Origin of the sequence: Micromonospora trifolii (assembly GCF_022229005.1) — a bacterium.
GTDB lineage: Bacteria > Actinomycetota > Actinomycetes > Mycobacteriales > Micromonosporaceae > Micromonospora > Micromonospora trifolii.
On sequence record NZ_JAKKFD010000044.1, the window covers coordinates 173,966 to 186,603 of the forward strand.

The following is a 12,638-nucleotide window of genomic DNA, read 5'->3' on the forward strand; positions in this document are numbered from 1 at the left end:
GACTTGAGGAGATCAACGTGATCCACGACGAACAGCCGATTGAACCCGTCGAGCCGGCAAAAGCCGTCGTTCCCGACGATCTGCGTCATGATCGCGCCAGCTGAGCGTGCTCCGCTTTGTTGCAGCGCGCGCCGTGCTGGCTGTCAGTTCGCCGGGATGCCGGCCCGATGCGCCAGCAGGCCCGCCTGGGTGCGGTTGTCGCAGCCGAGCTTCTCCAACAGTCGGGAGACGTACCCCTTGACCGTCGCCTCGGAGAGGTGCAGTCGTCGGGCGATCTGCTGGTTGGAGCGGCCGGCGCCGAGGCAGCCGAGAACCTCGACCTCCCGGGCGGTGAGCGTGGTGAGCAGCTCGCGGACCCGTTCTCCGTCATGCCGGCTCGCCACCAGCCGCTGGGTCGCCGTCGGGGACAGCACCGTGTGCCCGGCGGCGGCGACCCGTACCAGGTTGACGAGATCCTCCGGCGCCGTCGACTTGAGCAGGAAGCCGACGGCACCCGCCCGCATCGCCCGCAGCACGTACTCGTCGAGGTCGAACGTGGTCAGCGCGACGATCCTCGGCGGCGCCGAGGACCGGGCTAGGTGCTCGATGGCGGTGAGCCCGTCGACGCCCGGCATCCGCAGGTCCATCAGGACCAGGTCCGGACGGTACCGGGTCACCGCCTCCACGGCCTCCGCGCCGTCGTACGCCTCGCCGACGACCTCGATGTCGGGGGCTGCTCCGAGAATCGTCCGCAGATAGGCGCAGACCATCCGTTCGTCGTCGACAAGGAGGATCCGGATCATCGCGTCGCGGTCGTCGGCAGGTACCCGGGCAGGGTGGCCCGCACCGCGAACCCGCCCTCCGGGGTCGCCGCCGCGGCCAGGGTGCCGCCCAGCACGTCGACCCGACTCCGCAGGCCGGCCAGGCCGGAGCCCCCGCCGGCGGCGGCGAGGTCCGGGTCGGGGGCACGGTCGGGCCGGTCGTTGGTCACTGTCGCGCGGACCAGATCCGGCTGGTAGCGGACCGACACGGTCACCTGCGAGCCCGGCGCGTGCTTGTGGACATTCGTCAGGGATTCCTGCACCACCCGGAAGAGGGTGCGCCGCACGGCCGGTGCCAGCACCGACAGGTCACCCTCCTCGTCGAGACGGACCGGCAGACCGACCGCGCGCGAGTCGGTCACGAGATCGTTCAGGTCACCCTCCGCAGCCGGGTCCTCCGCTGCGACGCGAGTCGTCGATGGGTCGCCGTGCCGCAGCACGCCGACCAGGTCGCGCAGCTCGGCCAGCGCCTGGCAGCCTGTCGTCCGCAGCTCCTCGGCGGCGCCGCGAACGGCGGGATCCGTGGTGCTGGTGCCCAGCGCCCCGGCGTGCAGCACCATGAGGTTGATCCGGTGGGTAACCACGTCGTGCATCTCGCCGGCGATCCGGAGCCGCTCGTCGCTACGGGCCTGCTCGGCAAGGAGCAGCCGCTCCCGCTCGGCGCGTTCGGCGCGGTCGAGCAGCTCCGCGACGAGCCGGCGGCGGGCACTCACGTAGAGGCCGAGCAGGGCCGAGATGGCCAGCAGTGCGGGCCCGCTGAACGGGTCGTCGACCGTCCAGAGCCGCGCGCCGAGCAGCCAGCACACCCCGAGCACCGCGATCACCGCCCAGGACCGCCGGCGGTCGCGACCGAGGACGATCACCGCGTACGGCACGAAGAAGACCGCCGACGCCGGCACCAGCAGGCTGACGCCGGCGATGACCAGAGCCATCGGGTACGGCCGGCGCTGGCGCAGCAGCAGGGTGGCCGCCGCGCCGACCTGCACCGCCGCGTAGAACCAGACGGGGGCCGGGAGATGCCTCGACCCGGCGCTCGGGAAGGCGACCTCACGGGCCACACCGGCCGCGGCCGCGACGACGACCAGCAGCACGTCGACGGCGAGTGGCGGCACCTTTCGGCGGTCCACCGCGCTCATGCGTTGCAGGTTAGCCCGGCCGGCCCGGATCAGCGCGGCGAGCGGCAGGAGTGCCGACGAAGGGACCGGGGGACGCGACGAAGGTAGGTTGCGGAGGCGACCTCCGGGCCTGTCCCGACCGGGTACGACTGCTGTGGCATTGCCGGATGGCACACTTGACCGATCCCGTGGCGCAACCGGCTGGGCCCCGCCGCATCGACGAACTTGACGCCCTGCGTGGGCTCGCGCTCCTCGGCATCGTCATGTTCAACATCGTTCAGATGACCCACCTGACCCGGGTCTCCGGACCGGCCGGTGAGCACCTCGGCGCGTACGTGTGGGAGCTGCTTTTCGTACAGCGGCCGTTCCCTATCTTCTCGCTGCTCTTCGGGATCAGCTTCTCGCTCTTCCTGCGTGCGGCGGCGCGGCGCACCGACCGTCCCCGGCTGGTGCTGCTGCGCCGGCTGCTCTGGCTGGGCCTCTTCGGTGCGCTGCACACCCTGATCCAGCCCGGCGAGGTGCTGAAGTTCTACGCCGTGTTCGGGCTGGTCGTGCTGCTGCCGGCGTCGTACCTGTCCCGCCGCTGGGCGCTCGGGCTGTGCATCGTGACGACCCTCGCCGCCGCGCTGACCTTCAACGGTCTCTTCATCATCCCGGGCCTCTTCCTGCTCGGCCTGGCGATCGCGGAGTACGGCATCCCGGACACGCTGCCGTCGCGCGGCCGGCAACTCGCCCTCGCCCTCGCCGTCGCGGTGCCGGTCGCCGCGGTGATGGGCTGGTTGCAGTTCCGGGCTGGAGTCGGTCCGATCGCCAACTACCGCATCCTGCCGGCCGGCCTCGCCTTCGCCTTCCTCTTCACCGTCGGGTTCCTGCTGCTGATGCGAACCGCCCTGCGACGCCCACTCGGCGCGCTGCTGTCGCCGCTCGGTCGGGTGGCGCTCACCAACTACGTCGCCGCGTCGTTCCTGATCGTGGCCGGTGATGGGCTTCTCGACATCGGCTCCCGGTCCTCCTACGGCGCCGTGGTCGGACTGGGCCTGGCGATCGGGGTCGTGCAGGCGATCTTCAGCGTGCTCTGGTTGCGCTCCTTCCGGTACGGCCCGCTCGAATGGCTCTGGCGGTGCCTTACCTGGTGGCAGCGGGTGCCGATCAGCCGCGCCCGATGAGCCGTCAGCCGTCAGCCCTCTCTGGCGATGCAGGCAAGTCAGTGGATGTCGTGCCAGCCGTCCGCATGGCGGGCCTCGCTGCGCTTCGTACCCTCGGCGGTGAAGCCGGCGTGCCGAAGCAGGACCACCCGTGCGGGGCCGGCCGACGCACGTCCGCCTCAGCGCAGGTAGCCCTGCCGACGCCCGAAGGTTGAGCCGGTCACCTATCGGAACCGAACTCGCTTGGCGGCGGATCAAGAGGAGTCATGACGAGCGCAACTGTGCTGAGGAATCCGCATCCAAGCGCCAGCAGCAGCGACGGGACGAATGCGGATGGCGGCGGGATCTATCCGCCGAGGACCCAGGGTGTCGCGACGATAAAGAGCACAGCTGTGCCCGACACGACCTCGTTTACGGCGAGCGCGACCGACATGCCTGAGCTGCGATTCCGCAGAATCCGAAATATCGGATCCGCCGACGCAGCGACCAGCAGGGCACTCAGGCACTCATACCGGCAACGCACACCTGCCGAGCGGGGCACCGGCCGTCCACGCGCCCGATCAGCGGCAGACCCGTACGCCGGTAGGAGCCGTCGCGCTGATGCCGCGGCGAGGTTGAATAATCCCCGCGTGGATGTTGTCGAACTGCTCGCTCGAGCTGCGGCCATGGTCCCGGCTGATGTCGTCAGCCAGGCCGGCGTGACGGCGGTGGACGTACGCGAGTACCTCGACCACGACGAGTGGGAAGTCGCCCTCGACCTCCTTGCAGACCTCGAGACGGGTTGGCGACCGCCGACCGCTTGGTGGGATCTGCTAATCGACAGCGCCGAGCTGATGTGGCTTCCCGACGCTGCCGCGTGGTGCCGGTGGGGTCGGTGGGAGAGCATCCACGGAATCGTCCGCGCCGAGTTGCGGCTCCTGCCGGCCGCCGAGGGTGGCCGGCAAACACCGATGCCGGGCAAGGGCATCCTCCGACCGCTGTGGGACCTCGGCCGGCGTACGGCCGCGGACGAGCCTGATCTGCTCGTGGCACGCGTCTGGGTGGAGTCCGCGCCAGCGTTGCCACCAGGCGCCACCGGTTCGGTACGCCTGGGCCCACTGTCCCCAGAGCTTTGGCGTCACCTGCAGCCGGGCATGACGATCACCATGCACGAGGGCCGGCCTGCGGTAGGAACGGCCACCATTATCGAGGCGTCGAATGCGCGCTGACTTCGACAAGTGAGGACACCACCGGCTGGCAGCGCGACCCACGGACGCTGACGCCTTCGTAACCACTGAGGTCACGCCGTCCTGCGTCGGTGAGCACGTCGGGCGCGGCGTCTCGGCGCTCGGGTCGTACTCCCGGCCGCCTGAAGGGCCTGCTCAGGACGCAGCCCGTGGAATCGGTGTCTCAGATGACGGAACCGCGACGGACCTCAGCCCGCTGAGTCACGACGCTGGCTGGGGAGCCCACGCAGTCGGGTGCGCACCACCAGGTCGTGCAGGGCGCCCACGGCTGCCGGGTCCGCGCGCTCGGGCAGCACCGAGATGTCCCGGGCCGTCTCCAACTCGGCGCGCAGCCGCGACACGTCGGTAGCAAGCCGCCCCGCAACGCCCGCGGGGAGAGGGCCATGCTCGGCCTCCCGTTTGGCGGCAATGAGATCCGGTACGTACGACAACCTCGTTCCGAGCACGCCAAGGTTCGTCTCAACACAGCCGGTCCGCATGAGGTGGATCCCGGTGAGCAGGACCCGCAGCGTGTACAGCGCAGGCTTGAGCTGCCCGGTTTTGGCGTACAACTTCTCCTGGGTGGCCGCGAACCCGAGGTAGTGGTGCGCATGGTGACGGGTGACCAGCCGCGGGGCCAAGGAGATAAGTTCGGCGTGCACCGCAGTGGTCACCACCACCAGCGGTGACAGCAGCTGCTCCAGAACGTACCCGTTGCGGCTGTTCAGCAGCTTGACGAACTTCAGCAGATCGTGGCTGACCACGTCCAACTCGACACCGTCGCGCACGCCCATGTGCTGCAACGTCTGCGGACCGGTGCGCAACCCGACAACCTCCTCGGCCGGGAGCAGGTGCACGGCCCGCAGATCCAGATCGGAGTCGATGGACGCGAATCCGTACAGATGCGCACCGCTGACGGTGGCGAACAGCAGCGGACGGGGCAGGGTGCAGGCTGCCTCAGCGGCCCACGGCGGCACCTCGGTGGTCACTGCAGGTTCCTCTCCCGCACAGCCGTGAGCAGCCGATCCACATCAACTCGGTCGGGCTGGTCCGGCAGCTCGGTGGCTGCTGCTGCCTCACCGAGCTCACCGAGTAGGTCCGCCGCCCAGGCGGCGACCTCATCCCAGGGCACCTCGCCGCGCCGAACCGCGAGCAGCCGATCACGCAAGTGACGAACGTCGACCAGCACCTCCCCGGTACGCAGCACGTGCGCTCCGGCGACCAGCAGCCGGATCATGTGCATGGCCTGCTTGTGATTCGTCTCGCCGGTGCGCTCGCGGCGGGCCGCCACTCGATTGAGCTGATCCCGGGCATAGTTGCCATAGGTTTCAGCCACCCGCCTCGACAGGAACGCCTGCCGTGCCGCCAGCAACCATTCCCCGTCGACGGTGATCGACTCAACCAGCGGGGACCAGAGCACCTCCAGGACTGTCGGGTTGCCCTGCAGGGCCAGAAGGCAGAAGCGTTCGAACTCCCAGGAGAACTGCTCCACCGCTGGGCCGTCGAGATGGGTGGGCGGCTTGTCGAGATGCCAGAACGACCGGGTGGGTGCCGCGTACACACCACGCCGGTCGTAGTCGGAGTCGGAGTCATGCAGCCCGTACGCCCGCGACCCGACCACAACGGCGAGAACCGTATGCCGCTCGACAAGCTTGATCACGCCCGGGACGCTACCCAATCACCGCCCTGCACGCGCCACCCTTTTCAAGCACTCCGCGTCCGTGAGGTTCGGCTCTTCGAGAGCAGGCCGACGGGGTCGACCAGCTTCTCCCAAGGCGCCATCGGGGTGGTTCATCGCTCGCCACTTTCAGCCACGTCGGAAAACGCGCCGAGACGCAGCCGCGCCGCGACGTGGTCGGCGAACCAGGTGAAGAAGTCGCTGGTCGGGTCGAGGCCTGCGCGGACCACGTTGCGCCACGATCATTCGTACCACCACCCTCGTACGGCGACAGACCGGATCGGATCGCCACCGAGTCGCCTACTCGTCAGCCCGGCATGCGACGCTCAAGCTCCCCGACCAACGGGCCACGCCGCGTGGCCCTCCCCCAGCCCCACACCTCTTGTGCCCGGAGGAACGCAGACCATGGACCACGCATCTCAGCTCATCCAGGAGCGGAGTGCCCCGCCGGCCACGCTGGTGATCTTCGGTGCCTCCGGTGATCTGACCCGGCGTAAGCTGCTGCCCGCGATCGAGAGCCTGGCTCGGCACGAGCGGCTCCCGGACCAGTTCGCGCTGGTCGGCGTCGCGCGCACGTCGATGACGGACGAGCAGTTCGCCGAGAGCGCCCTCGGCGAACGCACCCTCGCCAGCAAGCGCCAGCTCCAGGGCGGCGTGCGGTACGTGGCCGGCGGCTACGACGACCCGGAGACCTACAAGCAGCTCGTGGAGACCCTCGACGAGCTGGACGCACAGCGGGGCACGTCCGGCAACCGGCTCTTCTACCTGTCCACCCCCGCCGGGGCCTTCGAGCCGGTGATCAAAGGACTGGCCGGTGTCGGGCTCAACCAGCCACAAGAAGGCAGCTTCTCCCGACTGGTCATCGAGAAGCCGTACGGGCGCGACCTGGTCACGGCCCGCGAGCTCGACGGCGTCGTGCACAGCGCGTTCGACGAGCACCAGGTCTTTCGTATCGATCACTATCTGGGCAAGGACACCGTCCAGAACGTGCTGGCGCTGCGCTTCGCGAACTCGATCTTCCAGCCCATCTGGGATCGCTCCTGGGTCGACCACGTGCAGATCACCGTCGCCGAGACCCTCGGCGTCGGCAGCCGCGGCGGCTTCTACGAGGACGCCGGCGCGATGCGGGACATCGTGCAGAACCACGTGCTCCAGGTTCTCGCGCTGGCGCTGATGGAGCCACCGGCCTCATTCGAGGCTGAGGGCCTGCGCAACGAGAAGGTGAAGCTACTGCAGGCGATCCGGCTCCCCACCGACCGGGACATCGCCGAGGCCGCGGTCCGGGGACAGTACACCCGGGGCGGCACTCGCGAGGAGCTGATGGCCGGCTACCGCGACGAGGCCGGCGTCGATCCCCTGTCGCGGACCGAGACCTACGCCGCCATGCGGCTCAACGTGGACAACTGGCGCTGGGCCGGGGTGCCGTTCTACGTACGCACCGGCAAGCGCCTGCCAGCCCGGCTCACCGAGGTGGCACTGCAGTTCCAGCGGCCGCCGCACCTGCCGATCCCGACCGACCAGCTCACCGGCCTCGATGCTGACGCCCTGATTCTGCGGATCCAGCCGAACGAGGGCATTTCGCTGCGCTTCGGTGCCAAAGTGCCGGGCCACTCCTTCCGGGTCCGCACCGCAACTATGGAGTTCTCCTACGACCAGACGTTCGTCGAGGAGTCCCCAGAGGCGTACGAGCGTCTGCTCCTGGACGCGCTGATCGGTGACGCGTCGCTGTTCATCCGCAGCGACGAGGTGCAGCAGTGCTGGCGAATCGTCGACCCGATCATCGACAACTGGGAGAAGGACAACTCGCCGATCCCCACCTACGAGGCCGCCTCCTGGGGCCCGACCGACGCCGACCGGCTCATCGGCCGGCACGGCCGCAAGTGGCGCAACTCCGCGTGACCCTGCCACACCGGTTGTGACCGCGCTGCCGAGCCCGATCGCTTGGTCGCACCATTGACGCGCAGCGGTGGGTGGGAGCCGGCTCCCACCCACCGCTGCGCCGAACCCCGGCGTCGCGCCTGCATCGACAGTGCCGGCATGTCGCCGCCAGCCTCCGCGGCAGCCGGCCCCGTCCATCCGCGTCCGTAGATCATCTGCCCGCAACGGGCACGGCAGCCCAGACACGTCGGGCAGCCGTCCGCGACCGGAATGCTGCCCGCCCCGGGGGCGGCATTCGAAGTCCTCCAGGTCACGCGGGCCGCAGGCTGTGCATAACGCGGCATCGTCCGCCGCGGGCTCAGCCACACGTCTGGACTGCCCGCACCGGGTTCGCGGCTGCGACCTGCTCGAGGTGTTTCGAGCCTGGCTTGCGGCGGTCGACCGGCCTCGGAGCGGTTTTTTTGGGGCGCCCCTGACGGCCCGGATGTGGTTTCCGTCGATCACCGCCCGGGACATGTCGAGTTGGTCGGCGGCTCAAGGACAGCTGAGTACGCGCACGGATGCGCCGCAACAAACTCGATGATTCTCTGGCCTCATGCCACGACACATCGGCACCCCTCGCCGGCCATTCACCTCGGCTTGCCACGGGGCGACAAGCATCAGTGGACTACTGCCCTGCCTTGTTGTGCTGTCATCCGCGGGATGCGGCAACTCGCACAACGTTGCCGAGGACCAGGTGATGGAGCGGGCTGAGCAGGTCGCCCACGAGACCGGGCAACGGGCGACCGACTCGCACAACCTGGAGGGCTGGGCGAGCAACCAGGCGGTGCTCAACCGACTCGTCTCCCAGACTGAGGGCGAGCGGCTCGCCTCTGTGGTCCACAACCCTGACGAGGATGGGGTGGGTCTGCTGGCAACGGTCGAGGTCGTGATGGCGGGCCAGGCAGCTGAGCACTGGTTGGGTGGGGAGGAGGTGAACTACAACATCTGCGTGCGCTTCGAGGTCCACAGGGAAACCACCGGACCTCGCGAGATCACGCCGGAGGCCTTCAACTGCCCGCGCGATGTCCCAGCCACCCGGGCATCCTGGTGACGTCGACGGCGACCGGTGTCCGCGTCCGGCCATTCAGGTGACGTCCGGGTGGCTGTCGAGGTGGTTGGCGCCGGCACAGCAGCTCAAAGCCCTCGTCTCTGTCCGGCGTCGGTGAGCACTTCGGTCGCGGTGACCTCTTCGCCAACCTGCACCCCAATCTGCTCCCAGTTGCAAGGCCAGGTCAACTACGCTATGTGACGACGTGACGTTACGGGCATCGATGGCGTGCTCCGCATCATTGCCGGTTCTGTACGGTCGTGCGGTCTGCTGATCGGCTGACCGCTGGCACAGCTGTTGGGCGGTTGGCGGCGTTAAGCTCCGTCCGTGCCGCAGCCGACGCGGCTCCCTTCAACGAGGAGACGCCGTGTCCAGCGAAACAACTCGTTCGCCGCTCGTCCTGTCGATCTCGTGGGGTCGGATGGACGTTGAGGAAATTGGGGTTGGCAAAGACTTCAAGCTCTACCCCGGCGGTGGCCGCCCGTGGGACTGGTCCGAGACCGGTACCCGCCACAGCCCCGGCATCCAGCCGGAGGATGTCCAAGAACTTCTATCTCATGGTGCTACGACCATCGTCCTGTCGCGTGGCATGGAACTGCAACTGCAGGTCGACCCGCGTACCCTTGGGCTGCTCGAGGAGCGCGGGGTGACCGTCCACGTGGCCCAGACCACCGAGGCAGTCCAGATTTACAACGACCTCGCCGCCGGTGGCACCGCCGTCGCAGGGCTGTTCCACTCGACCTGCTAGACGACATCCTGAGGGGCCGCTCACCCAATCTTCCGGTCACGTTCGTCTCCGGATCTGCCGTCGAGCGGGCGCGCGAGCCGCGTCACCGGAGTCACGCTCCGTAGCGAAGCCTTCGAGGTTGCCTGGCCCCGATACGGCACGATGGCGGTCATGGCTCGGCGGTTGAGCCGAAGACCTGCAACGGGCTACCCGCAGGAGGCACGGTGACTCAACGCTCGGGGCCACAGCGAGGCCACTGCCCAGTCTGTAAACGAATCGTCGCCCTCACCACCGACGGGAAGGTCCCGCGGCACAACGGCACCATCCGTGCCTACGCCCCGCCTGAGGACTGCCCAGGCGGGGGACAGCGAGCGGAAGCCGCGGGTCCTGAGTGATAGCGAGGCCGTGCCGGCTGTGGCTGGTCGTGTTCCGCCCATCCCACGCGACGCCAGAAGCCGTCCGACGCCAACCCGTCCGGTAAGACGATCCGTAACCGGACACGGTGTGCGGGTCACGACGCAGCTCGGAGGGTATCGAGCCGGCGCAGGTCGTCGTCGGGCAGGCGTAGGTCGGCCGCGGCGACGTTGGAACGCAGGTGGCGGACGCTGGTGGTCCCCGGGATCGGGATGACCGGCACACCGTGTACCTGCTGCCGGTGGTGCACCCAGGCCAGTGCGACCTGCCCACTCGTAGTGTCGTGTCTACTGGCGATCTCGCCCAGCGCGGCGCGTAGGCCGCTCGCTATCTGCTCGTCGGCTGTGCTCGGAGGCTGGTGGAGGAGTCCATGACCGTTTGGGGAGTGGGCGACGACGGCCACTCCGAGATCGGCCACGGTAGGCAGCAGCTCCTGCTCGATGTCGCTCTGCACCAGTGACCACTGCTCCTGGAGCGCCGCGATCGGGTGAACGGCGTGTGCGCGGCGTAGGTCGTCCGCCGTCACGTTGGACAGGCCAAGGGCGCGTATCTTCCCCTGGTTGACCAGTTCGGCCATGGCTTCGACGGTTTCCTCGATCGGGACCCTTTCACTGCGATGGTGCAGGTAGTAGAGGTCGATCACGTCGACACCGAGCCGTCGCAGGCTCGCCTCGCTCGCCTGCCGCACGTACGCCCGGTCAGCCCGTACATCGAAGCCGCCGGCGAGCTCACCTCGCCATACCAACCCGAACTTGCTGGCCAGCAGCACCTCATCACGGCGCCCTCGGATTGCCCGGCCGACCAGCTCTTCATTCTGGTAGGCATCTGCGGTGTCCACCATCGTGACGCCCGCATCAAGGGCGGCGTGGACCACCGCCACCGGGTCACGGTCGGTGCCGTCGCCGGTTCCATCGCGCAACCTCATCGCGCCGAATCCCTGACGGCCGAAGGTATCGCGACCCATGGATAAACGCGTTCCCATCTCGGCACTTGGCATGACCCACACCCTAAAACCTCAACCGCAATTGAGGTCCAGTCCGTTAGCGGTGCCCAGTCTGCGCCATCGGGACCGAGCAACCTCATACGGGACGCCACAGCTCAGATGGCCTCTGCACGGCAGGACCCGTCCGGTGAGCATTCCCGCACAGGGCCGCCATCCGGGACCCCTACGCTCGTTGACGGCCAGGGGTGCCGACCGTTCGCGTGGCGTGAGGGTCGACGTCCAGCCTCGACGACATGCCTCGGGCCGACGCGCCACCAGGTCGAGTGACATCGGTTCCATCAAGGCCAGTGCATCGACATGCAGGACAGTGATCGCACGCTCATCGGCAGATCCGTGCGTCCACACCCGATGGCCTACTGCGTTAGTTCGCTGGAGCCTGTCGCAGGTCAACTGGGGAAAATCTGTCCCGCAGCTCCTGTCGCACGACAACTGCCCTTCGTCGACTGATGTACGACAGGGCGTCCGCCGACTGATCTGCGAAACCCAGCGCGCTGATCGGGGCAGATCCGGTTACTCGGCGACGACTTGGAGGATCCAGGGCAGCATGGGCCCATGGCCGAGCGCGTGAACCCCACCGGGCCGATCGAGCAGCCCGGTCAGTGGCTGCTACCGGTCGGCAGCGGCGTCGTGACACAGCTGCGGATCGACTTTGCCTTCACGCTCATAGTTGAGGCGTGGATCGAGATCCGCATCGAAACCGAGTTCTCCTACGGCGCACCCGGCGCCGAAAGCCGGTTCGACCCCTCGACGTCAACGGGTCTGGCACCGTTGCTCGACCGGCACCAAGCGCAGATCACGGCCGCCGAGATCCGCAAGGACGGCCGGTTGACTCTGACCTTCGCCGACGACGCAGTCCTCGTCGTCGAGCCGGACGATCAGTACGAGGCGTTCACAGTCACGAGTATGCCGCCGCCGGGATTGCGGGGATTCGGCTTCGTCGCTGTTCCCGGCGGCGGCCTCGCACACTGGTAGCCGAAACATACACAGTGATGCACACGCCTTCACGACCAGCGGCAGGTCCATGCGCCCGATCTTGACAATGGCCCGTTACTCCCCCCAACGCCGCCGTTGGACTGAACAGCGCCGTTCGGGCAGACGGGCCCCTCCGTAACATGTTCGGCCATGCACCGCATCGTCATCCGGCCACGCGTCCAGATTCCGGTCCTAGTTGTGATCTTCGCGGTATGGACCCTGCTGGGCGTCACGTACTTCACCTCCGGTGACGTACTGGCCGAGCGCGACTGGTTTGGCATCGGGCTGGGATGCCTGCTCGTCACGAGCGGCATGGCCGGGATCTGGCGTGCCCTTCGACTCGGCGTGGTAATCGGCGGCGAGGGTGTCCGTGTCCGCGGCTTCGACAGCCGTGACCAGGTCACAGCGTGGAACGCGATCCAGTCGGTCGACTGCGTGCAGATCGACGTACGGGGAGGCTTGCCGCTCTATGCTCCCGTCCTCCGTCTCGGCGACAACGCCATGCCGCTGTCGGCGCTCGGCTCATACTCACGGCAGGACGCCGAGCGCAAGGTCGAGCAGCTGCGGAGCCTCAAGGCCAGCGCCGCGCGATCCTGACCGAGACGCAGAGG

At 68.4% G+C, this 12,638-nt stretch carries 12 protein-coding genes; 7 read left to right on the forward strand and 5 right to left on the reverse strand.

What is annotated here, in order from left to right:
* Positions 1–143 precede the first annotated feature (143 nt).
* A complete protein-coding gene (locus NIE79_RS25530; protein ID WP_238680964.1) occupies positions 144–782 on the reverse strand; it encodes a response regulator in 639 nt (212 codons plus the stop codon).
* The gene (locus NIE79_RS25535; protein ID WP_238680965.1) at positions 779–1,936 is read right to left on the reverse strand and encodes a sensor histidine kinase; all 1,158 of its coding nucleotides are present in this window, start codon (positions 1,934–1,936) and stop codon (positions 779–781) included. Before NIE79_RS25535 ends, NIE79_RS25530 begins: the two co-directional genes overlap by 4 nt.
* 146 nt (positions 1,937–2,082) lie before the next feature.
* Here NIE79_RS25535 and NIE79_RS25540 point away from each other — a divergent pair, with 146 nt between their 5' ends.
* Together NIE79_RS25540 and NIE79_RS25545 are read left to right on the forward strand one after the other, a co-directional pair.
* A complete protein-coding gene (locus tag NIE79_RS25540) occupies positions 2,083–3,081 on the forward strand; it encodes a DUF418 domain-containing protein (RefSeq protein WP_238680966.1) in 999 nt (332 codons plus the stop codon).
* Between the two features lie 608 nt (positions 3,082–3,689).
* On the forward strand, positions 3,690–4,268 hold the full coding sequence (locus NIE79_RS25545) for a hypothetical protein (protein ID WP_238680967.1): 579 nt from the start codon (positions 3,690–3,692) through the stop codon (positions 4,266–4,268).
* A gap of 206 nt (positions 4,269–4,474) precedes the next feature.
* On the opposite strand, the gene NIE79_RS25550 is transcribed toward NIE79_RS25545, so the two are convergent.
* On the reverse strand, positions 4,475–5,254 hold the full coding sequence (locus NIE79_RS25550) for a nucleotidyltransferase domain-containing protein (protein ID WP_238680968.1): 780 nt from the start codon (positions 5,252–5,254) through the stop codon (positions 4,475–4,477).
* Complete coding sequence (locus NIE79_RS25555) at positions 5,251–5,925, reverse strand: nucleotidyltransferase domain-containing protein (protein ID WP_238680969.1); 675 nt, start codon at positions 5,923–5,925, stop codon at positions 5,251–5,253. Before NIE79_RS25555 ends, NIE79_RS25550 begins: the two co-directional genes overlap by 4 nt.
* 423 nt (positions 5,926–6,348) lie before the next feature.
* Here NIE79_RS25555 and zwf point away from each other — a divergent pair, with 423 nt between their 5' ends.
* The 3 genes from zwf (at position 6,349) to NIE79_RS25570 (ending at position 9,659) form a co-directional block, all read left to right on the forward strand.
* Positions 6,349–7,842, forward strand: a complete 1,494-nt coding sequence (gene zwf / locus NIE79_RS25560; protein ID WP_238680970.1) for a glucose-6-phosphate dehydrogenase — start codon at positions 6,349–6,351, stop codon at positions 7,840–7,842.
* Positions 7,843–8,560: 718 nt separating this feature from the next.
* On the forward strand, positions 8,561–8,914 hold the full coding sequence (locus tag NIE79_RS25565; RefSeq protein ID WP_238680971.1) for a hypothetical protein: 354 nt from the start codon (positions 8,561–8,563) through the stop codon (positions 8,912–8,914).
* Between the two features lie 364 nt (positions 8,915–9,278).
* On the forward strand, positions 9,279–9,659 hold the full coding sequence (locus tag NIE79_RS25570) for an Mth938-like domain-containing protein (RefSeq protein WP_238680972.1): 381 nt from the start codon (positions 9,279–9,281) through the stop codon (positions 9,657–9,659).
* A 490-nt stretch (positions 9,660–10,149) separates the two neighbouring features.
* On the opposite strand, the gene NIE79_RS25575 is transcribed toward NIE79_RS25570, so the two are convergent.
* Positions 10,150–11,049, reverse strand: a complete 900-nt coding sequence (locus tag NIE79_RS25575; protein ID WP_238680973.1) for an aldo/keto reductase — start codon at positions 11,047–11,049, stop codon at positions 10,150–10,152.
* Positions 11,050–11,607: 558 nt separating this feature from the next.
* Here NIE79_RS25575 and NIE79_RS25580 point away from each other — a divergent pair.
* Positions 11,608–12,027: a DUF6188 family protein gene (locus tag NIE79_RS25580; protein WP_238680974.1), complete on the forward strand. Its 420-nt coding sequence runs from the start codon at positions 11,608–11,610 to the stop codon at positions 12,025–12,027.
* A gap of 150 nt (positions 12,028–12,177) precedes the next feature.
* On the forward strand, positions 12,178–12,624 hold the full coding sequence (locus tag NIE79_RS25585; protein WP_238680975.1) for a hypothetical protein: 447 nt from the start codon (positions 12,178–12,180) through the stop codon (positions 12,622–12,624).
* Positions 12,625–12,638: the final 14 nt, after the last annotated feature.